A 24,763-nucleotide genomic window follows, 5' to 3' on the forward strand; every position below is an offset into this window, starting at 1 on the left:
GTTCGCGACATTCCGATCTTGAATGGGTGAGCGGCCCTTTCGCGCCCTTATTGATCTTTGACGATTACTGTACGTATCGACGGCCGTTTTGATGTTGAATTCCGCACACATCCACCGCGACCTGGCATTTCACAGTCTGTGAGCGAGAAAAATCAGTTTCCCTGTTGCCTTCGACGGGCGGACGGCTACTATTCGGCCTCGTTCAAAGCGACCATGCGTAATCGGAATGCGGACTTTGAGAAAGGCGGTGGCATGTCGGATCTCTCGCGGCATTCCCCCCTGCCCGACCTAGATCCCGAGCAGCCGGCCAGCCTCACCGTCCGCATCCTCCTTGCCAGCATGATCGTGGGTGTGTTGGTCGTCGTCGCCGGCGGCACAACCTGGTGGCTGTATTCCCAGAAACCTGGCGACCAGGCCGCCCGTCCCGCGGGTCCGTGTCCCGACACGGTCCTGCACGTCGTCGCCGCACCGGAGATAGCCCCCGTCGTCCGGGAGGCGGCGCGCACCCTGAACAACGGTGGGGACTGCGGGCCCATCGGCGTCACCGCACAGGAACCGGCCATCACGGCCTCCGCCCCCGAGCAGCCCGACGTCTGGATCCCCTCCTCCAGCGCCTGGCTGCGCATCTCACTCGTGGGCGGCGTCGAGGCGTACCGGATCCAGGGTGACCCGATCGCCCGCAGCCCCATCGTTCTCGCCGGACCCACCACCATCGCCGGCAAGTACGCCACCGGCGACAAGACGACCTGGATGCAGCTGATGGCCGGCGTCGCCGGGCACCAGATCCCCGCGGTGACCATGCCCGACCCGTTGCACTCCAGCGTCGGCATGCTCGCCGTCTACGCCATCCAGTCGGCGATGGCACACAGCACCCCCGACGCCGGCATCGCCCAGCTGCGCGCGCTGACCCTGCGCAGCCGGCTCAAGGACGCCTCGGCCGACCCCACCGCGCTGCTGGAGAAGGTCGCCGCGGCCACCGACGCGAAGGCGGTCACCAACGACGTCGGCGTCTTCCCGATCACCGAGCAGCAGCTGACCACGTACCAGCGCGGCGGACACACGATCGCGCTCACCGGCTCGTTCCCGTCCGACGGCCTGATTGAGGCCGACTACCCGTACGCGATCTCCACCTCCACCAAGCACGCCGACCTGGCCGAGCGCCTGCGCGCCGCCATCGGCAAGCCGCTGCTGACCGAGGCCGGTTTCCGCACGTACGGGATGGATCATGCCCTGGCCCTGCCCGAGCGCTCCGACAAGCTGCTGGCTCCCGCGGTGCAGTGGGCGCAGTACCGCACGCTCGCCTTCCAGGTGCTCCTGCTGATCGACGCCTCCGGCTCGATGAACAAGCCGGCCGTCGACAAGGCCGGCCGGCCCACCACCAAGGCGGGCCTGCTGCGCCAGTCCGGCCTGGCCGCGACCGAACTGCTGGGCGACGAGACCAAAGTCGGCATGTGGTTCTTCAACACCCCGACCCCCACCAGCCGGCCACACACCGAGGTGGTCCCGTTCGGCCCGATCACGGCGAAGGTCGGCGCCACCTCCCGCCGCACCGCGATGGCCACCGCCATCAACCGCTACAAGGCCCCGAACGAGGCCGGCACCCCGCTCTTCCAGACCATCCTGGACGCCCGCGCCGCGATGCGCCCCCGCGTCCAGCCCAACACCATCACCCTGGTGATCGTGCTGACCGACGGCACCGACGGCGAGTCGACGTTCTCGATGCCGAAAAAGACCTTCCTGGACCGCCTGGCCAAGGCCGAGGACCCCAAGCGCCCCGTCCCGGTGATCGGCGTCGGCTTCGGCCCCGACGCCGACATGGGCACGCTGGCCGACATAGCCAAGGCCACCGACGGCAAGGCCATAGCCGCCAAGAACCCCGCCGACCTGGCCTCCGCCATGGCCAAGGCCTTCCTGGCCGCCCACGCCCCGACCTGACCCGGCGGGCTAACCCAACTTCAGAGCGGTGGCCACTCCTACATGTCCGCTCAGCATGACGTGGGCAAGCGGGAGGTCTTCGAACACCCTGGGATCCGGGGTGATGGCGGCGCCGCCGGAGCATGTCTTCGCGATGAAGGCGTTTGCCGCCCGGAGCCGTGACGAGGATGACCTCCGGACACTCGCGACGATCGCGGGGATCATCACGGTCGCGGGCGATGCTGGAGGACCTGTTCGGGGCGTGACCGGCGTCCGTTGAAAATCGCTAGGCGGGGCCGATCTGGGTGGCGGCTATTTCGGCGGAGAGGGTGACCAGTGGGAGGCCGCCGCCGGGGTGGACCGAGCCTCCGACCAGGTACAGGTTGGGGAGTGGGCCTCGGTTGGGTGGGCGCAGCAGGGTGCCGGTTGTGCCGTAGATGGCGCCGCCCGGAGTGGACGTCGCGGTGGCCAGGTCGGCGGGGGTGCGGGTCTCGCGGAAGAGGACGCGGTCGCGCACCTCCAAGCCCTGCCGGGCCAGCAACGCGAGGATGTGGTCGGCGTAGGCGTCGGCCAGGCCGGGGCGGCGCCAGTCGAGCGCGGACCAGGCGTGGCCGTGGCGGGGGGCGTTGACCAGGAGGAACCAGGCCTCGGTGCCGGGTGGGTGGACGGCGGGGTCGGTGGCTCGCGTGATGAAAATGGCGGGGTGGTCGGCCGGGCGGGCTCGGTGGGCCGGGGAGCCGAAGATGGCGTCGAACTCGGCGTCGTAGTAGGGCGGGAAGAAGACGTTGTGGTGGGCCAGCTTCGGCGTCTCGCCGCGGAGGGCCAGGAGGATCACGAAGCCGGCCAGGCTGCGGCTGGTCAGGGCCGGGAGCCGGGACGGGGTGGGTAGCAGGTCGCGGTAGAGGGTCAGGGCGTCCACATCGGACACGACCACGTCGGCGGGGACGAAGTCGCCGGAGCTCAGGCGGACGCCCTTGGCCCGGCCGGCTTCGGCGACGATTTCGGTGACTTCGGAGTTGAGGAGCAGGCGGGCGCGGCAGCGGGCGATCATCGCCTCGGTCAGGGTGGACAGGCCGCCGGGGAGGTACCAGCCGCCGAAGGTGAGCTCGGCGTAGGGGATCGCGGCCAGGGCGGCGGGCGCGCGGCGCGGGTCGGTGCCGGTGTAGGTGGCGTAGCGGTCCAGGAGCATGCGCAGGCGGGGGTCGCGGAAGTAGTGATAACCCAGGTCACGGAGGGTACGGCCGGGGGCGATCGCGGCCAGGTCGGGCAGGCGCCAGGAGAGCGCGGCCAGCGTGGCGGGAGTTACCGGATGGTGCAGCACCGAGCGCCACGACGCGCGCCAGATGCGGGCGGCCCGGCGCCAGAAGTGTTCCCAGTCGGCGGCCGCGGAAGCGCCCAGGGCGTGGCCGATGCGGTCGACGAAGGCGGCGTGGTCCGACGACGAATCCAGGACCGTGCCGTCGGGGAAGAAGTGGCGGACGACCGGATCCAGCTCGACGAGCGGAAGGGCGAGGCCCAGGTCGGAGAAGACCTGGGGGAGGGTCAGCAGGCTCGGGCCGGTGTCGAAGCGGAAGCCGTCGCGCTCGTAGGAGGCCAGCTTGCCGCCGGGCCGCTCGGCTCGCTCGTGCACCTCGACCTCGTGGCCGGCGGAAGTCAGGCGGATCGCGGCGGCCAGACCGCCGACGCCGGCGCCGATGACGACGATCCGGCTCATAGAGCGCGGCCTCGCCAGGTCAGGCGCGACTGCCGGCGCAGGGTGAAGGAGCGGACGGTCAGCCAGGCGAAGAGGACGATCGACACGGGGTGGGCCAGGGCGTCGGGCCATACGCGGGAACCGGTCGCGTGCGCGGTCACGGCGCGGCCGGTGACCCCGAGCAGGTAGGCAGTCAGGGCGACCAGCGCGGTCGCCCCGCAGCCAAGGACGGCCGACGTGAGGGTGGCTACGGGTGGCAGCGCGTACAGCAAAAGGAGAAGAACCACGACGAAAGCCGGCGCCGGACCGGAGCCGAAGGATGCCCAGAGCGATTTGGTGTATCCGGCCTTGAGGCCGGGCCAGGACGTGTACATGCGGCAGGTGGCCTGGCCGGACGCGTCGGCGAGGGCGATGCGGCCGCCGGAGCGTTTGACCTGCCGGGCCAGCGCGATGTCCTCGAGGATCTCGGTGCGCACGGCGGCGTGACCGCCCGCGCGTTCGTAACCGGGGCGGTCGACGACCAGCCATTGACCACCGGCCGCGGCGAGCGAGGGGCGTCGCGAGCGCTCCATCGCGCGTAAGGGCAGGAAGGTGAGCCAAGACCATTGGAGCAGCGGTTGCAGCAGGCGGCCGGTTCCGGTGATTTTCGGGTACGGGGACAGCAGCGTCACGTCGAGGGCGCGCAGCAATGTCACCGCCTCGGCCAGGGCGTCGGGGGTCAGGACCACGTCGGCGTCCACGAAGGACAGGATGTCGGCGTCCGCGGCCGCCTCGGCCAGTTGCTGGCAGGCGTGGGGCTTGCCCAGCCAGCCGGGGGGCAGCGGGGCGCCGGTGATCAGGTTGACCTTGTCGCCGGCGATCGAGCGGACGAGCTCGGCCGTGCCGTCGGTGGAGCCGTCGTCGAGGACGTGAATGGTCAGGTGGGGGACGCCGCGCTGGGCCAGCACGGACTCCAGGCAGGGGGTCAGGCGGTCGGCCTCGTCGCGGAGGGGGAGGAGGACGGCGACCCTTTCCTTTGTTTCACGGCCCTGGCCGAGACGCCTCAGGAGGGCGGCGTTGATCGCGGTGTGTGCGGTCAGGGCCAGCCAGGGGAGCAGGATCAGCCAGGTCATGGGCGTCGCAGCCGGAGCGCCAGGGGAAGGACGGCGGCGCCCATCACGGCGGCGCCCCAGGCCGCGGAGGCGGGGAGGCCCAGGAACACCGCGTGGGCTAGCACGGAGGAAGCGTACGTCCAGAACCAGAGTGCGATGATCGGCGCGTCGGCGGGCATGGGGGAATTCAGCCGGTCGCGGCCGAGAGCGGCCAGGGCGATCATCAGCAGCACGGCGAAGGCCAGCCAGCCCAGGTAGTTGCCGATCGGGACGCCGGGGACGCCGGGCAGCGCGGGGGTGGGGTCCTGCCAGCGCCAATAGCCCTCGGCGACCATCTGCGGGTCGAGGAAGAGGTCCCAGGCGGCCAGGCCGAGGGCGGCCGCGGCAATCCGCAGGGACGTCCGGTTTGTCAGATGAATCGCGGCAATCCACGCCGGCCACGCCATCCAGGTCCAGGCCAGGGGGATGATCAGGGGGACATTGAGGAGCTTCGGGCCGAGTTCGCCGGAATAGTCGTAGGTGCCGAACGGGAAGCCGGTGGAGACGCCGATCGCCTCCACCGCGAAGCCGCCGATTGTCGCGGTGGCGATCAGGGCGAATGCCGCTCGGGGGCCGCGAGTGGTCGCCGCGTGGGTGATTGACAGGAAATATCCGATAAGGACGGTGAAAACGGTCGTGGCCGCTCGGGTCTGGCCGCTGGTCAGGGGGTAGGCGATCTGGACCAGGACGAGCGCCGCCAGCAGGGCCCAGTCACGCCGCCGTGACCCGCCTCGCTGTCCCGCCGCCGCCTGATTTTTCGGAAAAATCGTCAAATGCCGACGATGCCGGGGGCGTCCTCGGCGGGGCGGTCGGACAGCGGCAGCTCCCGGCCCAGGATCGCGAACGCCCGCTCGTCGCCCGGGAAGAAGAAGTGCCGCAGCACGTCCACGAAGCCGAACCGCCTATACAGCCGCCAGGCCCGCGATTTCTGCTCGTCGGCCTCGGGCGTGGACAGCAACACCGTCTTGCCGTCGGCCATGGCCAGCAGAGCGCGCAGCTGCCGGGCGCCTATCCCGTGCCCCTGGGCGGCCGGCCGCACGTGCAGCTCGACCACCTCGAAGCAGTTCGACAGCCACTGATCGCGGGACGGGTCGTCGAGGGCCGAGCGCACCTGGTCGTGCCACCACTGGCCGGGGCCGGAGGTGTAGCCGTACCCGAAGCCGGCGAGCCGGCCGTCGGTGGTGAGGGTGGCGACCGCGCGGAAACCCTGCCGCCGGACGTGGGCCCCGATGTAGCCGCGCCGGGTCTGCAGCAGTTCCTGGCGGTAGCCCATCGCCTCGCCGTAGACCGTGACCACGTCGTCGAGCCGTCGCAGCAGGTCGTCCGGCTGCCACGCAACGAGCCTCATACCTAAGTCTGCCCCTCCTCCAGCCACCCCAGCACCGATCTGTCGCCCGTGAGACCGCGGACGGCGAAGCGGGCGAACAGCTCCTCGGCGTACCACCGATCGGCGGGGGTGCGTGCGATCACCGCACGGTGCTCCGGCTGACGGTACGCGAACCGCGTCAGGTCCGCCGCATCGCGCCACAGGCTTACCGTGCCCTGCCAGCCGATCGGCGCCTCGCCGAAGCCGAATCTCGCCAGCAGTCCCGGGGTCTCGGCCAGCGCGCGGGTGACGGGTGGCACCGCGCGGTAGAACCTGATTGCCCTGGTGGGGCGGATGCGGGCCCGCGTCAGCGCGAGGACCATGCCGCCGCTTTCCGGCCTGCCTTCCGGCGCGAACGGCGTTTGACCCGACCAGGTTCCGCGGCTCTGCAGGGGAACCAGGTCGACTCGGGCCGAGGCGGTGGCCAGTTTGTCCCACTCGGGGTACTCGATGGCGTTCTCGCTGACGGTCACTGCCGCGTACCGCGTTAGGTCCGCATTTTTGGGGGTAAATCCGGCACCAGTTCCGAGAAAGCGGACAAATCGGATGTCGGAACGACGGCGGGCGGGGAAGGCGATGCGCAACCAGGCCGCGCCGATCCGGTGGCGCGGCACGCGCCAGACGTGCAGCGTCACCGGCATGCGGCGTCAGGCCACCTCGGTGGGCGTGCCCGCGGTGACCCGGACCAGCTCGGCGTAGCTGATCGGGAAGACCGCGCGGGGCACGCCGCCGGCCGCCCAGATCACGTCGTACTGCCCGAGGTCGACGTCGACCAGCGTGCGCACCGGCTTGGGATGGCCGAGCGGGGCGACCCCGCCGATCGCCTGGCCGGTGTGCTCGCGGACGAACTCGGGCGTGGCCCGGCGCAGCTTGGCGACGCCGAGGCCCGCCGCGACCTTGGCCGTGTCGACCCGGTGCGCGCCCGAGGTCAGCACCAGCAACGGCTCGCCCTCGGCGTCGAAGATCAGCGAGTTGGCGATCTGGCCGACCTCGACGCCGAGCGCCTCGGCGGCGGCCACGGCCGTGTGCACCGCCTCGTCGAGCACGACGACCTCGGAGGTGTGCGCGCCGGCGGCCTCGAGGGCCTCGCGCACCGCGACCACGTTCGGATGCGATTCCATGTCACTCATTGTTCAATCAGGGCCTTGCCGAACACCCACGGGGCTATGCCGTCGATGAAGTCGTGCGGGAAGCCGCGGGAGAAATCGGTGGCCGCGGTCAGGCGGTCGACCTGCTCGGGGGTGAGGGTCACGTCGATCGCGCCGAGGTTGTCGGTGAGCTGGGCCAGCGACCGGGCGCCGACGATCGGGACGATCGCCTTCGAGCGGGCGGCCGTCCAGGCGATCGCCACCTGCGACGGGGTGGCGCCGATCTCGTCGGCCAGATTTTGTACCGCTTCCGCCGCTTTCAGCTGCCGCTCGTCGATCTTGGCGGGGTCGTGTCGCGTCGGCCCACTCGCGCTTTGTCCGTATTTGCCGGACAAGATGCCCCCGGCCAGCGGGCTCCACGCGGTCACGCCGAGGCCGAGCGACTCGGCCATCGGGAGCAGCTCACGCTCGATGTCGCGGTCGAGCACGTTGTAGGGCACCTGGAGGGCGGTCAGCGGCGCCCAGCCGTGCCACTCGGCGAGGGTCTGGCCGCGCGCGACGACCCAGGCCGGCGCGTCGGAGATGCCGACATAGAGGACCTTTCCCGAGCGTACGGCCTCGTCGAGCGCCCGCATCGTCTCCTCGATCGGCGTCGAGCGGTCCCAGACATGCACCCAGTAGAGGTCGAGGTAATCGGTGCGGAGGCGGCGCAGGCTGGTCTCCAGCGAGAGGCGCAGATTCTTCCGGGCGTTGCCGCCGCCGTTCGCGTCCTCCGCGTCGCGGGTGGTCGTGTACTTCGTGGACAGCACGAACGACTCGCGACGGCCGGCCAGCAGCTCGCCCAGGAACTCCTCGCTCTGTCCGCCGCGGTAGTTGATCGCCGTGTCGATGGTGTTGCCGCCCGCCTCCGCGTACGCGTCGACGATCTTGCGACACTCCTCGATCGGGGCGCCCACGCCGCCCTGTTCGCCGAAGGTCATGGCGCCCAGGATGAGCTCTGACACGCGCAGGCCGCTGTTGCCGAGGGTCCGGTATCTCATATGGCCTTTCTACCGCGCCTCACAAACCGTTTTTATACTCCGACCGCCTCGGCGCTGGCGTCCCAGAGCCGGCTGGCGAGCGCCTCGTCGGCGGCGTGCGGCCGAGGCTGCCGGACCTGGTGGCCGACGTAGTAGCCGCCGCTCACCAACTCGTCGGCCGGGGCGGTGGCCAGCCAGGTCAGCAGCGCGCCCGCCTTCTCCGGGGACACCAGGCCCGGGGCGTACTTGTAGAAAAGACGCATCGCCCGGCCGGTGCCGAAGTTGGTGCGCACCACGCCGGGGTGGAAGGACACGCTCAGGATGTCGGGCCAGCGGCGGTGCGCCTCGGAGGTGAACAGGATGTTCGCCGACTTGGAGGCGCCGTAGGTGCGATAGGCGCGGTAGGTGGCCGGGTCGCCGGCGAGGCGGTCCGGATCGGGTACGCCGGCGCTGTGCGCGTCGGAGGCGGTGTTCACGACCCGCTTGCCGCTCAGCCGCTCGCGCAGCAGGTGGGTCAGCAGGAACGGGGCGAGGTGGTTGCCCTGGATGGTGGCCTCGTACCCATCCTTGGTCTTCCGGTACTTCCCGACGATCCCACCGGCATTATTGGCCAGAACATCGATCACCGGGTACGTCGTAAGCAGGTGATCGGCCAGCGCACGCACCTCGTCGAGCGACTCGAAATCGGCCTGGAACCGGCCCGGCTCGCGGCCCTCGCCGGCCGCCTTGACCTTCTCCACCGCCGCGGCCAGGCGGCCCGGGTCGCGACCGACGACGACCACCTGGTCGCCCTGTGCCGCCAGTTGCTCGGCGGCCGCGAGGCCGACACCCGAGCTCGCGCCGGTGATCACGATGGTCCGATCCATGGCGGATTCCCCTTAGCTCATCGATTTGTCGCACCCCTGGTGCATCCTGGCACCTGTCAGTCGCGCCGGCCCAGTGGAGATTCCTGATGAGTACCGAGATCAATGTGCCGGCGGTGGTGGCGAGCCCCGAGCGGCCGGCCGTCCCGGGTCATCGGGTGAGCAAGTGGCTGCTTGCCCATCGCGTGCAGCCGGTCGGTCCCGAGTCGGCGCAGACCGACCACGAGCAGCCCTGGTGGAAGGTGATGTGCCTGACCGGGGTCGACTACTTCTCCACGCTGTCCTACCTTCCGGCCATCGCGGCGCTCGCGGCCGGCGCTCTTTCTCCGCTGGCCACGCTGCTGATCGTCGCGCTGACGTTGTTCGGCATGCTCCCGATGTACCGCCGAGTCGCCCGGGAGAGTCCGCACGGGCAGGGCTCGGTGGCGATGCTCGAGCACCTGCTCCCGTTCTGGCGGGGCAAGCTGTTCGTGCTGGTCCTGCTCGGGTTCGTCTGCACGTCGTGGATCATCACGATCACGTTGTCGGCCGCCGACGCCACGGTGCACATGTCCGAAAATCCCTATCTTCCGGGTTTTCTGCACGGCCACGACGTACTCATCACCGTGGTCTTGCTCTTGATCTTGGGTTTTGTCTTCCTGCTCGGCTTCAGCGAGGCCGTGGGCGTGGCGATCCCGCTGGTCGCGGTCTTCCTCGCGCTCAACGCGGTGGTCACCGTGGTCGGCCTGGCCGACGTCTTCAACACCCCCGGCGCCCTGTCCGCGTGGGTCGACGCGCTCCCGTCCGCCGGCTTCTTCAGCGTGATCGGGCCGTCCATCCTGGCCTTCCCGGCGCTGGTGCTGGGCCTCTCCGGCTTCGAGACCGGGGTCAGCATGATGCCGCTGATCAAGGCGGACGGCCTCGAGTCGCGCATCCGCAACACGCGCAAGCTGCTCACCACCGCCGCGCTGATCATGAGCGTCTACCTGATCGCGACCAGCTTCGTCACCACCGTGCTGATCCCCAAGGAGGAGTTCCAGCCCGGCGGCGCGGCGAACGGGCGGGCGCTGGCCTATCTGGCGCACGAGATGCTCGGCGAGGTCTTCGGCACGGTCTACGACATCAGCAGCATCCTGATCCTCTGGTTCGCGGGCGCCTCCGCGATGGCCGGCCTGATCAACATCGTGCCCCGCTACCTGCCCGGTTACGGCATGGCGCCCGAGTGGGGACGGGCCGTGCGCCCGGTCGTGCTGGTCTACACCGCGATCAGCATCGGCATCACGCTGGTCTTCCGCGCCGACGTGAACGCGCAGGCCGGCGCGTACGCCACCGGCATCCTCGCGATGATGGTCTCCGGCTCGGTCGCCGTCATGATCTCCGCCCTGCGGGCGAAACAGCGGGGAGCCACCGCCGGCTTCGCGATTCTCACCCTCATCCTGCTGTACGCGTTGGTGGACAACATCATCGAGAAGCCGGACGGGATTGCGATCTCGGCCGTGTTCGTCGCCGGGATCATCGTGGTCTCGCTGGTCTCCCGGGTCAGTCGCACCACCGAGCTGCGGGCCGAGCGGATCGAGCTCGATTCCGCGGCGCGCGAGTTCGTGGCCGACTCGATCGCCAACGACGGCGAGCTCGACTTCGTCGCCAACCGCCGCCAGGCCGGCGACTCCTCGGAGTACGAGCACAAGGAGCGCGAGCAGCGCCGGATGAACCCGGTTCCCGGGCGGAACGACGTGCTCTTCCTCGAGGTCGATGTGGTCGACCCGTCGCAGTTCAGCGAGGTGCTCGAGGTGCACGGGGTCGAGGTCGACGGCCATCGCGTGCTGCGGGTGGTCTCGCCGGCCGCCCCCAACGCGATCGCCGCCCTGCTGCTCGCCCTGCGCGACGCGACCGGGGTCATCCCGCACTGCTACTTCGCCTGGGCCGAGGGGAGCCCGCTCGTGCACCTGTTCCGCTATCTGTTGCTCGGCCGGGGTGACACGGCGCCGGTGGTACGCGAGATCATCCGCAAGAGCGAGCCCGATCCGTCCCGCCGCCCGGTGATTCATGTGGGCGGGGTCTAGATTCTCTGACTCGGGTCAGAGATTATCGGGTGGTGGACCAGATCGAACGCGTGCGCGACTTCAACCGGTACTACACGCGCCACCTCGGCGTGCTCGGCGACCAGTACCTCGGCCTGTCCCGGCCGTGGAGCGAGTCGCGGCTTCTCTTCGAGATCGGCTCGGACGGCATGGACGTGCGTGACCTGCGGCGCCGGCTCGGGCTCGACTCGGGATTCGTGAGCCGGATGCTGCGGTCGCTGACCGACCAGGGGCTGGTGGAGGTGCGGCCGCATCCGCAGGACGGCCGGGTGCGGGTCGCCTCGCTGACGACGGCGGGCCTCGACGCGCGGGACGAGCTCGATGTGCGGGCCCGGGAGAGTGTGCGGGCGGTGCTCGGGCAGCTCACGGCCGGGCAGCGGGACAGGCTGGTCGCGGCCCAGGATCAGGTGCGGCGGTTGCTGCGGATGGCCGCCGTCACCATTTCGGAAATTCCGGATTCCTCCCCGGTGGCGCGAGCGTGTCTTGCGCGCTATGCGGCCGAGCTTGATTCGCGGTTTCCGTCGGGGTACTCGTCGAGCGCTCTGCTGCAGCCGGGCGAGTTGGCCGGCACGGGCGGCGAGTTCCTGGTGGCGCTGGAGGGCTCCGAGGCCGTCGGGTGCGGTATCTGGCAGCCGCTTTCGCCCGGGGTCGCCGAGATCCGGCATCTCTGGATCAGCCCGGACTGCCGGGGGCTCGGGCTGGGGCGGCGGCTTCTCGCGGAGCTGGAGAGCCGGGCCGGCGCGCAGGGTTTCCGGACGCTGCGGCTGAGCACGAACAAGGCGTTGCCCGAGGCCGCGGCGCTGTATCGGAGCGGCGGATACCGGGAGATCCCGCCGTACAGCGACTCGGAGTACAACGAGCTGCCCTTCGAGAAGGTTTTGCCGTAGCCGGGGGTCGCCGCGGTCGGTTTTTGTCGTACAGGCGTGCTAGTCTCTCGAGTAGTTAGAACGGATGTTCGAAGCCCTCCCTCCGAGGCTCCGGCGTCCGGACTGGCTCCGGGAGCGATGTTTCGCGGCTTTGCTCCCGGGTGTGGCACCCGCGAAGTGCCGCACGAGAGGTTCCGGGCTTTCGCGGGCCCGGCGCCCTCAGACAAGGCAGGACCGTCGCCCGCCGCCCCCCGACCCCCGGGTGGTGGGCGACGGACCCGCCGGCAAGGTCCGGCCGGGTGTGGTGTGGGGAAGCTTCACGCCCGGCCGGCTCGCCCACCACGGGCGCTGCGTCTTCCTCCGCAGCCTCGGTTCGACCCGTACACGTCGGATGCGACACGCGAGGAGACACGACCTATGGCGAGCACCACGGCGCCGGCCCTTCTGCAGGCTCCCGGCCTGGCCCACGCGCCAACCGCGGCCGTCCAGACGGAGGCGCCCACGGTCCCGGCGCACATGCTGCCGCACCGCACACCCGCCCAGCTGCTGGCCATCGCCCGGCAGGGCCTCAACGAGGCGGCACTGACCCGCCCCGACGGCCTGCGCTACGCGGCGGCCCACCTGGCCGCCCTGCGCGCCGCCGCCGCGGTGCTGGCCGCCCGTGCCCGTCCCGCGGCGCCCACTCGCCGCAGCCGGGTGACGAGCGTCTGGTCCCTGCTGGTCCTGGTGGCCCCCGAGTTCTCCGACTGGGCAAGCTATTTCGCCCTGGGCGCCGCCAAGCGAGCGGCCGCCGAGGCCGGCATTCCCCGCGTCGTGAGCCCCCGGGAAGCAGACGACCTCCTGAGAGCCGCCGAGCAGTTCGTGGCCGTGGTCGAGTCCTCCCTGGGCGTCGCCTACCAGCCACCCCTGGCCGCCTGACCACCCGGTCGCGGGGCCACCTGGTCGCGCGGTCGCGTGGCCACCTGGCCACCCGGTTGTGTGGCCACCTGGCCACCTGGCCACCTGGCCACCCGGCGCGCGGCCGCCACCGCCGTGAAGCGCGCCGGGCGAAGCGACCCGCCACCGCTTACCCGTGCTTCCGTCGGCGGGTTATCTGCCGACCCACTGAGCTCGATGCTCGCCTTGGGTTGGGCCGGCGGCTGAGGCGGTCGTCCGATTGCCAGGAGCGCGTTGTCGCCCGGGCCCGGCGGCGAGTGCTTCCCCTTTTCTCCTCGCCGGGCCCGGGTCCGGATGTGGGTGAGCGGGAGGCGAGGGCCGTGAGTGCTCGGCGGGCGTTGGTGCGCTGGGTGCTCGCTCTGCGCGGGCGAGTGTCCGTCTGGGCGCTCGCTCTGCGCGGGCGAGTGTTCGGGCGAGCGGGAAACACAGCAACACGAAACACGGCAACACGAAGCGGGGCAACGATGGCGGGACGCATGATCAGCGGTGCGGCCGCCCTTGCCGAGCTGGTTCGGACAGCGGGTGAGACGGCCGAGCCGGGTGTGCACCGGGTGCTGCCGGTGGCGCCCGAACTGAGTGGGCTGCTGCCCGGGCGCGGGCTGCGCCGGGGCAGCACGGTCGCGGTCGCCACCGGGCGGGCCGCGCCGGCCAGCGGCGGGACGTCGCTGCTGCTCGCGTTGCTCTCCGAGGCCTCGCGCTCCGGATCGTGGTGCGCGGTGGTCGGGGTGCCCGCGCTGGGTGCGCTAGCCGCCGCCGAGAGCGGCATCGCCCTCGACCGTCTCGCGCTGGTGCCCAACCCCGGCCCCGAGTGGGCCACGGTGGTGGCCGCCCTGATCGACGGCGTCGACGTCGTCGTAGCGGCCGTGCCCGGCACGGTCGCCCCGTCGATCGCGAGCCGCCTCGTGGCGAGGGCCCGCCAGCGCGGCTGCGTGCTGGTCCCGTTCGGCCAGTGGGACGGCGCCGACGTGACCCTGCGAGTGACCGAGGGCCGCTGGGAGGGCCTCGGCGACGGCCAGGGCCGCCTGCGCCGCCGCGAGGTGACCGTATTGGCCCGGGGTCGCGGCGCGGCCGCCCGCCCCAAGGAAATCACCATGTGGATGCCGGGCGTCACGATCCGCCCCTTCACCTTCCCGCCCACACCCACCACCGCCGACGGCACGCCCACTCACGCCGACCGCCCACCCACCGCCGCACCGGCCCCCGCCCTCCCGCAGCACAGCCCAGCTGCAACTGCCGCCGTGCCCACCATCGCCGCCGTCGCCGCCACGGTGCCCGCCGCTGCCGATGCCGCTGCGCCCGCGCCCGCCGCCGCCGCGCCCGTCGTTGTCACTGCCGCCACGCCCGCCGTTGTCGCGGCCGACGCGTCCGCCGTGCCTGCCGCTGTTGCTGTGCCCGCCGGGGCAGCGGCCGCGGCTGCGGCTTCTGCCATTCGGGCCGGCGCCGGCTCGGCCACTCGATCGAGGCGGCGGGGACGCCTGATCGCGGGTGCGGCATCTCGGCCGATCGGCGGGGCGGCGTCTCGGCAGGACGCGGAGATCCCGGCTCGGCGGCTTGCCGCTGTGGCTTCTCGTTCGGCTGATGACCCGGGATCCCGCTCGGGCACCGTGCAGGGAGCATCCGCATGACGGCGGGCAAGGGCGCCACTCGGTTCGCTGTCGGGGTGGAGGCGCGAAGGCAGCCGGTCGTGTGGGAGCGGTCGGCGGCGGGGGGCTGAGGTGGGTGGGGAGGTGCGGACGCTGCTGGTGTGGTGTCCGGATTGGGCGGTGGTGGCGGCCGAGATCGTGGAAGGGATCGATGGGTCGGGGCCGGTCGTCGTGTTGCGGGAGAACCGGGTGGTGGCCTGTTCCGAGGCGGCGCGGCTGGAGGGCGTACGGCAAGGATTGCGGCGGCGGGAGGCGCAGAGCAGGTGTCCGCGGCTGGTGGTGGTTGAGCATGATTTGGGGCGGGACGCCCGGGCGTTCGAGGCCGTCGTGGCGGCGGTGGAAGAGGTTGCGGTCGGGGTTGAGGTGATCCGGCCGGGGAGTTGTGCGCTGGCGGCGCGGGGGCCGGCCCGGTACTTCGGTGGGGAAGAGGCGGCCGCGGAGCGGATCGTGGAGCAGATCGCCGAGGCCTGTGCGGTGGAGAGCCAGGTGGGGATCGCGGACGGGGTGTTCGCGGCGGGGCTCGCGGCGCGGGACGGGCGGGTTGTGGCGCCGGGGGAGACGGCCGCCTTTCTCGCCGGTATGCCGATCGTGGCGCTGGAACGGCCCGAGCTGGTCGACCTGCTCAAGCGGCTGGGAGTCAAGACGCTCGGGGACTTCGCGGCCCTGCCGGCGGGGGACGTGCTGAGCCGGTTCGGATTCGACGGGGCGCTCGCGCACCGGCTCGCCTCGGGGCGGGATCATCGGGCGCTCGCGGTGCGGCAGCCGCCGCCGGATCTCGACGTCACCGACACCTACGACGAGCCGCTGGAGCGGGTGGACGTGGCCGCGTTCGCCGGCAAGGTGCTGGCCGAGCGGCTCCACGAGCGGCTCGCGGCGTACGGGCTCGCCTGCACCCGGCTCGGCATCGAGGCGGTCACCGCGGACGGCCAGGAACTGCACCGGGTGTGGCGGCACGACGGCACGCTGACCTCGGCCGCCATCGCCGAGCGGGTCCGCTGGCAGCTGGACGGGTGGCTCACCGGCGCCAGGCGCGGGGCGCCCGCCCGGCCCACCGCGGGGCTGGTGCGGCTGCGCCTCGTCCCGGACGGGGTGATCGTCCACCTCGGACTCCAGCCGGGGCTCTGGGGCGACGCGGGAGCCGACCGGGAGCGGGCGCACCGGGCCTTCAGCCGGGTGCAGGGCCTGCTCGGGCCGGAAGCGCTGGTCACGCCGGTTCTCGGCGGCGGGCGCTCGGCCGGTGACCAGATCCGGCTGGTGCCGTGGGGCGACGAGCGGGAACCGGCCCGCCCGGCGGCCCCGCACGCCGAGCCGAACCCGGACGTCGGCACCGCCCCGATCCTGGCCCGCGCCGAGGCGCCCGCCCTCGCCCTGTCGCTGGTGGACGGGGGCCCGGAGTCGGCCGAGGTGATCAGCCTGGCGTCCCACCGAGCGGCCCGGGCCGCGGAACGCGACGAAGGGCCGGCGGAGCGCGCAAGGCCGGCGGAGCGGGGCGGAAATCAGCGATCCGGCCGGGCGGCACCAGCGAATAAATGGCCCACAAAGGACGAATCGGCGATCGGCCCGGCCGCCAAGCCCGAGCCGGGGGTGGCGGGAGCTGGGCCCGAGTCGGCGGCGGGAGCTGGGCCCGAGTCGACGGCGGGAGCTGGGCCCGAGTCGACGGCGGGAGCTGGGCCCGAGCCGGGGGTGGCAGCCGGGGTCACGGTCGTGACCGTGCCAGCGGTGCGGCGCAAAGGTCGTTCCGCCCCGCCTCCGGCCACGCTGCCACCCTGGCCCGGCCGGCTGCCCAAGCCCGCCCCGGCCGTGGTTCCTCCACAGCCCCCGGCCGCGGTCGTGCTCGACGACATCGGCACCCCGGTCGGCGTGAGCGCCCGCCTCGAGCTGACCGGCGACCCGGCGGCCCTGATCGTGGAGCGGGGACGGCCGATGGCGATCAGCGGGTGGGCCGGCCCCTGGCCCGTCGACGAGCGCTGGTGGGCGCCCGGCGAGGGCCGGCGGCGGGCGCGGTTCCAGGTGGTCCTCGAGGACGGCCGCGCCCTCCTGCTGACCCTGGAGGGCGGTCACTGGTCGGTGGAGGCCATCTATGACTGAGCGAGGGTGGCGCACGTGAGCTTCAACAACCCGAAGAAGCCCTGGTCGGAGCTGGAGGCCGAGCTGACCGGCAAACCGGTCAGGCCACCGTCCGGCGACGACATCCGGCAGATCGGCGAGCAGAAGCCGAGGCCGTACGCCGTGGACCCGCTCGCGATCGACGCGGACGGCGGCGACTCGCCGGTCTGGAGCCGGAAACGCCAGCCCTACCAGGCGCCCGAGATCAAAAGATCAACAGAGAAGGTCATCCCGTACGCCGAGCTGCACTGTCACACCAACTTCAGCTTCCTCGACGGTGCCAGTCATCCGGAGGAACTTGCCGAGGAGGCCGCGCGGCTGGGACTCACCGGCCTGGCCGTCACCGACCACGACGGCTTCTACGGCGTGGTCCGTTTCTCCGAGGCCGCCCGCGACCTCGAACTGCCCACGATCTTCGGCGCGGAGCTGTCCCTGGGCCTGACCAAGCCGCAGAACGGCGAGCCCGACCCCGAGGGGCAGCACCTGCTGGTGCTGGCGAAGGACGCGGCCGGCTACGCCGCGCTGGGCAGCATGATCGGCGAGGGTCAGCTGGCCGGCGGGGAGAAGGGCAAGCCCGAGTACGGCGACCTGCACAAGATCGCCGAGCGGCTGAAGGACCACGTCCTGGTGCTGACCGGCTGCCGCAAGGGCCTCGTCCCGCACGCGCTCGCCACCGGCGGCATCGAGAAGGCGGTCCGCGAGCTCGACCGGTTGACCGGCCTTTTCGGCGCCGAGAACGTCGTGGTCGAGCTGACCGACCACGGCGACCCGTACGACGGCGACCGCAACGACGTGCTGTACGAGCTGGCGCGCCTGCGAAAAACAACCGCGGTCGCCACCAATAACGTGCACTACGCGACCCCGGCCCGCCGCCGCCTGGCCACCGCGGTCGCCGCCGTCCGGGCCCGGCGCAGCCTCGACGAGATCGACGGCTGGCTGCCCGCGGCCGGCACCGCTCACCTGCGCAGCGGCGCCGAGATGGCCCGCCGGTTCGCCGCGTACCCGGGCGTGGTCGAGCGGGCCGCCGAGCTGGGCGCCGCGCTCGCCTTCGACCTGCAGCTGGTCGCCCCGCAGCTGCCCGCGTTCCCGATCCCCGAGGCGGGCTACACCGAGATGGGCTGGCTGCGGGAGCTGACCATGCGCGGCGCCCGGGCCCGGTACGGCCTGCCCGAGGAGGTGCCCGAGGTCTACGTGAAGCTCAACTACGAGCTCGCGATGATCGAGGAGCTGGACTTCCCCGGCTACTTCCTGGTCGTCTACGACATCGTCAAGTTCTGCAAGGACAACGACATCTACTGCCAGGGGCGGGGCTCGGCGGCGAACTCGGTGGTCTGCTACGCGCTCGGTATTACCAATGTGGACGCGTTCGAGTATGACCTGGTCTTCGAGCGGTTCCTGGCGCCGGAGCGGGACGGCCCGCCGGACATCGACGTCGACATCGAGTCGGACCGCCGGGAGGAGGTCATCCAGCACGTCTACACCAAGCACGGCCGTCGCCATACCGCTCAGGTCGCCAACGTCATCTCCTATCGGCCCCGTTCCGCCGTACGGGATATTGCCAAAGCTTTTGGTTTTTCTCCCGGTCAGCAGGATGCGTGGAGCAAACAGATAGACCGTTGGGGTGATGTCGCGACCGTGGACATCGACGACATTCCCGAGCAGGTCGTCGCGTACGCCAATGAATTGCAGACTTTTCCGAGGCATCTGGGAATTCATTCCGGCGGCATGGTGATCTGCGACCGCCCGGTGAGCGAGGTGTGCCCGGTCGAGTGGGGCCGGATGCCGGGCCGCACCGTGCTGCAGTGGGACAAGGACGACTGCGCCGCGATCAACCTGGTCAAGTTCGACCTGCTCGGCCTGGGCATGCTCTCGGCGCTGCACTACGCGTTCGACATGATCGACGGCAAGCTCGACTTCGGCGACATCCGCCCGAACGACCCCGAGGTCTACGAGATGTTGTGCAAGGCGGACTCGGTCGGGGTGTTCCAGGTGGAGAGCCGGGCGCAGATGGCGACCCTGCCCCGGCTCAAGCCGCAGGTCTTCTACGACCTGGTGGTGGAGGTGGCGCTGATCCGGCCGGGCCCGATCCAGGGCGGCTCGGTGCACCCGTACATCCGGCGCAAGAACGGCGTCGAGAAGTGGACGATGCCGCACCCCACGATGACCCGGGCGCTGGAGAAGACGCTCGGCGTGCCGCTCTTCCAGGAGCAGCTGATGCAGCTGGCGATGGACTCGGCCGGGTTCAGCCCGCTGGAGGCCGACAAGCTGCGCCGGGCCATGGGCTCGAAGCGTTCGGTGAAGAAGATGGAGGAGATGCGCGACCGCCTCTACCAGGGGATGGCCGCGAACGGCATCACCGGCGAGCTGGCCGACGACCTCTACGTCAAACTGTGCGCGTTCGCGAACTACGGCTTCCCGGAAAGCCACGCGATCAGCTTCGCGTACCTGGTCTACGTCAGCGCCTGGCTCAAGCGCTACCACCCGGCCGCGTTCTGCGCCGCGCTGCTGAACGCGCAGCCGATGGGCTTCTACTCGCCGCAGACGCTGGTCGACGACGCGCGGCGGCACGGCGTGGAGGTGCGCCGGCCGGACATCAATCTGAGCGACGCCATGGCGACGCTGGAGACCACGCCGGAGACCCGGCACAAGAGCGAGAAGGAAGAGCCTCCGCACGCTTGGGGACTGGGCGGCCCGGCCGTCCGGCAAGGTCTTTCCAGCATCCGTACGGTGGGAGCAGAGCTTGCCGAATCCATCGAGCAGGAGCGTCGGGCCAACGGGCCCTATCGGAGCATGACCGACCTTTCCCGCCGTACGGGATGCACGGCTACTCACCTGGAGGCCCTCGCCACGGCCGACGCCTTCGCGGGTTTCGGTCTTTCCCGCCGCGAGGCGCTCTGGGCGGCGGGCGCGGCCGCGCAGGACAAGCCGGACAAGCTGCCGGGAACGGTCTCCGGGGCGGATGCGCCGATGCTGCCCGGGATGAGCGAGGTGGACCGGCTGGTCGCCGACGTCTGGGCGACCGGGCTGTCGCCGGACACGCACCCGGCGGAGTTCATCCGGGGGGAGCTCGACCGGGCGGGCGCGCTGCGGATCTCCCAGCTGGGCGGGGTGGAGGCCGGCACCCGCATCCGGGTCGGCGGGATCGTCACCCACCGGCAGCGGCCGGCCACCGCGGGCGGGGTGACGTTCGTGAACCTCGAGGACGAGACCGGGATGCTGAACGTGACCTGCTCGCCCGGCCTGTGGCAGCGGTATCGGCGGGTGGCGCGGACCAGCACGGCGCTGATCGTGCGGGGGCGCCTGGAGAAGGCGGAGGGCGTGCTCAACCTGGTCGCGGACCGGCTCGAGGCGGCGACCCCGCCGGTGACCCCCGCGTCCCGCGACTTCCGCTGACCGGCCGGTATCCTGCCGCTTTGCCGTATTTATCCGAAAAATCGGAGAGCGTCATGATCGGATTTCTCGCGGCCGTGACCGCGGTTCTTGCCGCCGGGCCTGCCCCCGCGACCGCGCCCGACCCCGGCTATGCCGGCGGTGGCGGCCGAGGGCCGGGGGCGAGGCTGACGCTGAGTTACATGGCGGACGCGGGGTTCGCGGCGGCGGTCAAGCTCGAGTGCGACCCGCCGGGCGGCGGCCATCCTCAGCCGGCCGAGGCCTGCGCGGAATTGGCTCTTGTCGCCGGCGATCCCGGCAAGATCGAGCCGGCCCGCACCGCCTGCTTCCTGATTTATGCGCCGATAACGGCCGAGATTAAGGGTGATTGGCACGGCATGCCTTTGACCTGGCACCACAAATACGGAAACAGCTGCGAGATGCACCGGGCACTCGGTGTGCTCTTTGACTTCTGACCCGGTGTGGCCCTGAGGCGAGAGGTGCCGGGCCGATACGCTGCCCGTGTGGAAACCGCATCGACGCGAACTGCCCGGCCGCTCGTCAGCGCTCGCACCGCCGCGGTGTGGGCGGTCCTCCGGCGTGAGCTGGACCGGCAGGCCGGCAGCGAACTGACGGTGCTCGACGTCGGCGGGGGGACCGGCGGGTTCGCGGTGCCGCTCGCGCAGTCCGGGCACCGGGTCACCGTCGTCGACGCCAGTCCCGACGCGCTCGCGGCGCTGACCCGCCGGGCCGCCGACGCGGGCGTGGCCGACCGGGTGCGGGCGGTGCAGGGCGACGGGGACGCGCTGGCCGGGCTGGTCGAGCCGGGCAGCGTCGACCTGATCCTCTGCCACGCGGTGCTCGAGGTGGTCGATCAGCCGGCCGACGTGGTGGCGGCGGTCGCGACCGCGCTGCGGCCCGGCGGTGCGGTGAGCGTGCTGGTGGCCGGGCGGGCCGCGGCGATCCTCGGGCGGGCGATCAACGGGCATCTGCGGTCGGCGTCCGCGCTGGTCACCGACCCGGACGGGCGTGCGGGCGCGCGTGACACGCTGCGCCGGCGCTACGACGCCGAGAGCGCGGCGGAACTCTTGCGCTCGGCGGGGCTTGAGGTGGAAGAGACCCATGGCGTACGCGTGCTGGCCGACCTGCTGCCGGCCGCGGTCGTCGAGGAGGACCCGCAGGCGCTGCTCGAGCTCGAGTTGGCGCTGTCGGCCCGTCCGCCGTTCCGGGACATCGCCTCGCAGCTGCACCTCTTCGCGCGGCGCCCGTGATCACCGAGGTTCCGGCCGATCGCCTGCGGGCCGACGCGCTGACCCCGGTTCTGCCGGCGTACGGCAGCGGGAGCCTGGCCGATCTGCTGCCGAGCGTGTGCGCGGTCCTGGGAGTGCCGGGTGCGGTCGACGTGCTGGGGCTGGCCGGAGCGCTGGACGGAATCGATCGCGTGGCGGTGCTGCTCGTCGACGGGCTCGGTACGTACCAGGTGCCGGTCGCCTCGGCGTACGCCCCGGTCCTGAAAGATCTCGCACCGGGAAGCCGCAGCCTGACCACGGGTTTTCCCTCCACGACGCCGGTGAGCGTGGTGACCGTCGGTACGGGCGCGGTGCCGGGGGCGCACGGGGTGCTCGGCTTCACCACGAAGCGGCCGGACGGGCGGGTGCTCAACCACGTGCAGTGGAAGGACGACCCCGACCCGCGGCAGTGGCAGCCGGTGCCGACCCAGTTCGAGGCGGCCGCGGCGGCGGGGCTGGCCGTGACCGTGGTCAACAAGCCGGAGTTCGCGGGGACCGGGCTGAGCGTCTCGGCCAATCGGGGCGCTGTGTATGTGGGCGCCTCGGATGTGCCGTCGCTGGCGGCGGGGATGCTGGCGGCGCTGGCGACGGGCCCGGGGATCGTCTACGGCTACCATCCCGACCTCGATCATTACGGGCACGGCTACGGGGTGGACTCGGAGCAGTGGCGGTCGGCGGCCACCACGGTCGACATCCTGCTCGATCGGGTTCTGCACGGCTTGCCGCCGAGGTCGGCCCTGCTGGTGATCGCCGACCATGGTCAGCTGAATGTGCCGCCCGCCGACCGTTTCGACCTAGCCGACATTCCCGATTTGTCGGGCGGGCTGGCGGCCGTCGCGGGCGAGCCGCGCGTGCGTTACCTCTATCCCGCGGCGGGTGCACACGATGATGTGCTCGCCGTCTGCCAGGGCGTCTTCGGCTCTCAGGCCTGGGTGTTGCCGCGAGAGGAGGTGGTCGCCCGCGGCCTGTTCGGCCCGGTGTCGCCCGACCACCTGGACCGCATCGGTGAGATCGTCATCATCTGCCTCGAACGGGCCATCGCCCTGGCCAGCGGCTGGGAGCCACCGACGGTGAACCGCTTGATCGCCTTCCACGGCTCAGTGACCGCCGCCGAGATGATGGTCCCCCTCCTGATAGCCCGCTGACCTGCCGCTTCCCCGTTTTTGTCAGGGGGTGGGGCTAGGGTCCCTGACGTGGGACGTAGCCAGGTGGTGCCTCGGGGGCGCGACCCGCGTTTTGGGCCGGAAGCCGACGACGCGGGGTGCACGATCCTGCACGTCGACATGGATGCGTTCTTCGCGTCGGTGGCGATCCGGGCCCAGCCATCGCTGCGCGGCAAGCCCGTCGTGGTCGGGGGGATCGGGCCGCGCGGGGTGGTGAGCTCGGCCAGTTATGAGGCGCGGCGGTTCGGCGTGCGCAGCGCCATGCCGATGATGCGGGCCCGGGCGCTCTGCCCGCAGGCGATCATTCTCCCGGTCGACGGCCCCGCGATCGCAGCCGCCTCCGAGGCCGTCATGGCGATCTTCCGGGACGTGACACCCCTGGTCGAGCCGCTCTCGTCCGACGAGGCGTTCCTCGATGTCGCGGGTGCGCAGCGGTTGCTCGGCCGGCCCGCGGTGATCGCCCAGCAGATCCGTGACCGCATGCTCGCCGAGCAGGAACTGACCTGCTCGGTCGGGGTCGCGCCGACAAAATTCGTGGCCAAGCTCGGCTCGACCCGGGCGAAACCCGACGGCATGGTCGTGGTGCCGGCCGGCCTCGTGCTCGACTTCCTGCACCCGCTGCCGGTCGACGCGCTCTGGGGTGTGGGGGAGCGGGCCGCCGAGACGCTGCGCCGGCTCGGGCTCACGACCGTGGGCGAGCTGGCCCGGGCCCCGCTCGGCATGCTGCGCGGTGCGCTCGGCGAGGCCGCCGCGGCCCACCTGCACGAGCTCGCCTGGGGCCGCGACCCGCGCCACGTCACCCCCGAGCAGGTGGAAAAGTCGATCGGCGCCGAGATGACGTTCGACACCGACGTGGCCGACCGTGTTCTGCTGCGGCGCAGCCTGCTGGCCCTGTCCGACAAGGTGGGCGCCCGGCTGCGGGCGAGCGGCCAGGTCGGGCGCACGGTGGCGATCAAGGTGCGCCTGGCCGACTTCCGGACGGTCAACCGCTCGCGCACGGTGCCGACGAGCACCGATGTGGCACGCGAGATCTTCGAGATCTCATGGTCGTTGTTCGAGGCGCTGGGTGCGACCGATCACATTCGGCTCGTCGGCGTCCGGGTCGAGGGGCTGACCGCCGCGGCCACCACATCCCGGCAGCTCAGCCTCGGCGAGCCGGAGCGCGGCTGGCGCGAGGCCGAGGCCGCGACCGACGCGATCGCCGCCCGGTTCGGCCGTGCAAGCGTCGGTCCAGCCAGTCTTTTGGGACGAACCGATCTTCGCCGCACCGAAAATCACCCGGAGCGGACGGTCGTCCCGCTTTCCGAGCCGCCCACCCCCTCGTAGACTTGGTCGGTAAGGCAGCCGACGGCTGTCCCGCGCCACCTACCTTGATTCACCCCGACCCGCTTCGGGATCGGGATCTGCGCCCGGGGAGGAATGCCGTGCCGCTCTCGGAGCACGAGCAGCGGCTGTTCGATCAGATCGAGCGGTCGCTTGCCGAGGACCCCAAGTTCGCCTCGGCTGTGCGGGCCAACGACCCGCGTTTCCACGCACGGCGCCGGCTTCTGGTCGCCGCCTTCGTGATCATTGTTGGTCTAGGCCTAGTCGTCCTCGGAACCGTCATCGGCAACACGCCGCTGGGCGTGGCCGGCTTCGTGGTGATGCTCGGCTCAGCCGCCTTCGCGATGCAGTCCCGTCGCCGAGGCAACGCTCCCGACCTCCACGCCGTCGGCGGCACCACCAGCCGCCGCACCCGACAGACCCGCAAGGCCGGACTGATCGACAGGCTGGAAGACCGCTGGCGCCAGCGCCCGGAAGGCCACCGCTAACCACCCACCGCGCGCCGACCCACCAAGCCCAGCGCCCGGCAGATGGCGGCCCCTAGGCCGCCATCGCCGTTTCTCGATGCCCCACGCGATCACCCAAATCGCCGCCGGTCGCCTGCCCATGCCGCCGCGCGCGCTTTCCCGGGACTGTCGCCCTGTGGCCCGCCACCGGCCCGGCCTCTCGCCCCATTCCCCCTCATCGCGCCGTGCGCGCGTTCCGAGCCGTTCTCTGGCTGGCCCTCTGAGGGCCTCGGCGGCGGATCTCATCCGCTGCGGATGATGCGTGGCGGGCGGTGGCGCGTCATCGCCCGGCATGGCCTTCGGGCATATCCCTCCTGAAGTGGGTTCTGGTGACGTGGGCGCGTCGGGCGGCGGTCTGATGGGCTGGGCATGGGCGGGTCGGGCGGCGGATAGGCAGGCTGGGGCGTGGGCAGGCTGGGGCGTGGGGCG

At 71.6% G+C, this 24,763-nt stretch carries 19 protein-coding genes and 1 pseudogene; 12 read left to right on the plus strand and 8 right to left on the minus strand.

Annotation, left to right across the window (positions count from 1 at the left end):
- The first annotated feature begins 252 nt into the window (after positions 1-252).
- Positions 253-1,935 carry a substrate-binding domain-containing protein gene (locus tag A3CQ_RS0117240; RefSeq protein ID WP_020512194.1) on the plus strand — a complete coding sequence of 561 codons (1,683 nt, stop codon included), beginning with the start codon at positions 253-255 and terminating at the stop codon, positions 1,933-1,935.
- A 265-nt stretch (positions 1,936-2,200) separates the two neighbouring features.
- Here A3CQ_RS0117240 and A3CQ_RS0117250 read toward each other — a convergent pair whose 3' ends face one another.
- The 8 genes from A3CQ_RS0117250 to A3CQ_RS0117285 are packed head-to-tail and all read right to left on the minus strand — an operon-like array spanning position 2,201 to position 9,076.
- Entirely contained in the window at positions 2,201-3,628 is a 1,428-nt protein-coding gene (locus A3CQ_RS0117250; RefSeq protein WP_020512196.1) for a phytoene desaturase family protein, read from the minus strand.
- Positions 3,625-4,719 carry a glycosyltransferase family 2 protein gene (locus tag A3CQ_RS0117255; RefSeq protein WP_020512197.1) on the minus strand — a complete coding sequence of 365 codons (1,095 nt, stop codon included), beginning with the start codon at positions 4,717-4,719 and terminating at the stop codon, positions 3,625-3,627. The genes A3CQ_RS0117250 and A3CQ_RS0117255 overlap by 4 nt, the downstream gene beginning before the upstream one ends.
- Positions 4,716-5,510, minus strand: a complete 795-nt coding sequence (locus A3CQ_RS0117260; RefSeq protein WP_020512198.1) for a carotenoid biosynthesis protein — start codon at positions 5,508-5,510, stop codon at positions 4,716-4,718. The genes A3CQ_RS0117255 and A3CQ_RS0117260 overlap by 4 nt, the downstream gene beginning before the upstream one ends.
- Entirely contained in the window at positions 5,507-6,085 is a 579-nt protein-coding gene (locus tag A3CQ_RS0117265) for a GNAT family N-acetyltransferase (RefSeq protein ID WP_020512199.1), read from the minus strand. The genes A3CQ_RS0117260 and A3CQ_RS0117265 overlap by 4 nt, the downstream gene beginning before the upstream one ends.
- Positions 6,086-6,087: 2 nt before the next feature.
- Positions 6,088-6,744, minus strand: a complete 657-nt coding sequence (locus A3CQ_RS0117270; protein ID WP_026205795.1) for a hypothetical protein — start codon at positions 6,742-6,744, stop codon at positions 6,088-6,090.
- Between the two features lie 6 nt (positions 6,745-6,750).
- Positions 6,751-7,224: a YbaK/EbsC family protein gene (locus A3CQ_RS0117275; protein ID WP_020512201.1), complete on the minus strand. Its 474-nt coding sequence runs from the start codon at positions 7,222-7,224 to the stop codon at positions 6,751-6,753.
- 5 nt (positions 7,225-7,229) lie between these two features.
- Positions 7,230-8,231, minus strand: coding sequence for an aldo/keto reductase (locus A3CQ_RS0117280; RefSeq protein WP_020512202.1), 1,002 nt, complete (start codon positions 8,229-8,231; stop codon positions 7,230-7,232).
- Between the two features lie 32 nt (positions 8,232-8,263).
- Positions 8,264-9,076 (minus strand): SDR family NAD(P)-dependent oxidoreductase, encoded by an 813-nt coding sequence (locus A3CQ_RS0117285; protein ID WP_020512203.1) that lies wholly within the window; start codon positions 9,074-9,076, stop codon positions 8,264-8,266.
- A gap of 86 nt (positions 9,077-9,162) precedes the next feature.
- Here A3CQ_RS0117285 and A3CQ_RS0117290 point away from each other — a divergent pair, with 86 nt between their 5' ends.
- The 11 genes and pseudogenes from A3CQ_RS0117290 to A3CQ_RS0117340 all read left to right on the plus strand — a co-directional run bounded on the left by A3CQ_RS0117290 (position 9,163) and on the right by A3CQ_RS0117340 (position 24,316).
- Positions 9,163-11,115, plus strand: a complete 1,953-nt coding sequence (locus A3CQ_RS0117290; protein WP_020512204.1) for an APC family permease — start codon at positions 9,163-9,165, stop codon at positions 11,113-11,115.
- A 32-nt stretch (positions 11,116-11,147) separates the two neighbouring features.
- Entirely contained in the window at positions 11,148-12,020 is an 873-nt protein-coding gene (locus A3CQ_RS0117295) for a bifunctional helix-turn-helix transcriptional regulator/GNAT family N-acetyltransferase (protein ID WP_245577250.1), read from the plus strand.
- Between the two features lie 495 nt (positions 12,021-12,515).
- Positions 12,516-12,917: an SAV_6107 family HEPN domain-containing protein gene (locus A3CQ_RS0117300; RefSeq protein WP_245577252.1), complete on the plus strand. Its 402-nt coding sequence runs from the start codon at positions 12,516-12,518 to the stop codon at positions 12,915-12,917.
- A gap of 482 nt (positions 12,918-13,399) precedes the next feature.
- A pseudogene (gene imuA', locus A3CQ_RS53190) lies at positions 13,400-14,242 on the plus strand (DnaE2-dependent mutagenesis accessory factor ImuA'); the annotation flags it as partial.
- A 420-nt stretch (positions 14,243-14,662) separates the two neighbouring features.
- Positions 14,663-16,666: a DNA polymerase Y family protein gene (locus A3CQ_RS0117310; RefSeq protein ID WP_020512208.1), complete on the plus strand. Its 2,004-nt coding sequence runs from the start codon at positions 14,663-14,665 to the stop codon at positions 16,664-16,666.
- A 15-nt stretch (positions 16,667-16,681) separates the two neighbouring features.
- On the plus strand, positions 16,682-20,077 hold the full coding sequence (locus A3CQ_RS0117315) for an error-prone DNA polymerase (protein WP_020512209.1): 3,396 nt from the start codon (positions 16,682-16,684) through the stop codon (positions 20,075-20,077).
- A gap of 53 nt (positions 20,078-20,130) precedes the next feature.
- Positions 20,131-20,529, plus strand: a complete 399-nt coding sequence (locus A3CQ_RS0117320; protein WP_020512210.1) for an SSI family serine proteinase inhibitor — start codon at positions 20,131-20,133, stop codon at positions 20,527-20,529.
- 48 nt (positions 20,530-20,577) lie between these two features.
- The gene (locus A3CQ_RS0117325; RefSeq protein ID WP_026205797.1) at positions 20,578-21,324 is read left to right on the plus strand and encodes a methyltransferase domain-containing protein; all 747 of its coding nucleotides are present in this window, start codon (positions 20,578-20,580) and stop codon (positions 21,322-21,324) included.
- Positions 21,321-22,487 carry an alkaline phosphatase family protein gene (locus A3CQ_RS0117330; protein WP_020512212.1) on the plus strand — a complete coding sequence of 389 codons (1,167 nt, stop codon included), beginning with the start codon at positions 21,321-21,323 and terminating at the stop codon, positions 22,485-22,487. The genes A3CQ_RS0117325 and A3CQ_RS0117330 overlap by 4 nt, the downstream gene beginning before the upstream one ends.
- 48 nt (positions 22,488-22,535) lie before the next feature.
- The gene (gene dinB / locus A3CQ_RS0117335) at positions 22,536-23,831 is read left to right on the plus strand and encodes a DNA polymerase IV (RefSeq protein ID WP_026205798.1); all 1,296 of its coding nucleotides are present in this window, start codon (positions 22,536-22,538) and stop codon (positions 23,829-23,831) included.
- 98 nt (positions 23,832-23,929) lie between these two features.
- Entirely contained in the window at positions 23,930-24,316 is a 387-nt protein-coding gene (locus A3CQ_RS0117340) for an SCO2097 family morphological protein (RefSeq protein ID WP_020512214.1), read from the plus strand.
- Positions 24,317-24,763: the final 447 nt, after the last annotated feature.

This window comes from Paractinoplanes globisporus DSM 43857 (genome assembly GCF_000379645.1).
Classification (GTDB): Bacteria; Actinomycetota; Actinomycetes; order Mycobacteriales; family Micromonosporaceae; genus Actinoplanes; species Actinoplanes globisporus.

Coding starts and splice junctions, on each gene's coding strand:
- A3CQ_RS0117240 (WP_020512194.1), top strand. CDS start 253: ATGTCGGATCTCTCGCGGCATTCCCCCCTGCCCGACCTAGATCCCGAG.
- A3CQ_RS0117250 (WP_020512196.1), bottom strand. CDS start 3,628: ATGAGCCGGATCGTCGTCATCGGCGCCGGCGTCGGCGGTCTGGCCGCC.
- A3CQ_RS0117255 (WP_020512197.1), bottom strand. CDS start 4,719: ATGACCTGGCTGATCCTGCTCCCCTGGCTGGCCCTGACCGCACACACC.
- A3CQ_RS0117265 (WP_020512199.1), bottom strand. CDS start 6,085: ATGAGGCTCGTTGCGTGGCAGCCGGACGACCTGCTGCGACGGCTCGAC.
- A3CQ_RS0117270 (WP_026205795.1), bottom strand. CDS start 6,744: ATGCCGGTGACGCTGCACGTCTGGCGCGTGCCGCGCCACCGGATCGGC.
- A3CQ_RS0117275 (WP_020512201.1), bottom strand. CDS start 7,224: ATGGAATCGCATCCGAACGTGGTCGCGGTGCGCGAGGCCCTCGAGGCC.
- A3CQ_RS0117280 (WP_020512202.1), bottom strand. CDS start 8,231: ATGAGATACCGGACCCTCGGCAACAGCGGCCTGCGCGTGTCAGAGCTC.
- A3CQ_RS0117285 (WP_020512203.1), bottom strand. CDS start 9,076: ATGGATCGGACCATCGTGATCACCGGCGCGAGCTCGGGTGTCGGCCTC.
- A3CQ_RS0117290 (WP_020512204.1), top strand. CDS start 9,163: ATGAGTACCGAGATCAATGTGCCGGCGGTGGTGGCGAGCCCCGAGCGG.
- A3CQ_RS0117300 (WP_245577252.1), top strand. CDS start 12,516: ATGCTGCCGCACCGCACACCCGCCCAGCTGCTGGCCATCGCCCGGCAG.
- A3CQ_RS0117320 (WP_020512210.1), top strand. CDS start 20,131: ATGATCGGATTTCTCGCGGCCGTGACCGCGGTTCTTGCCGCCGGGCCT.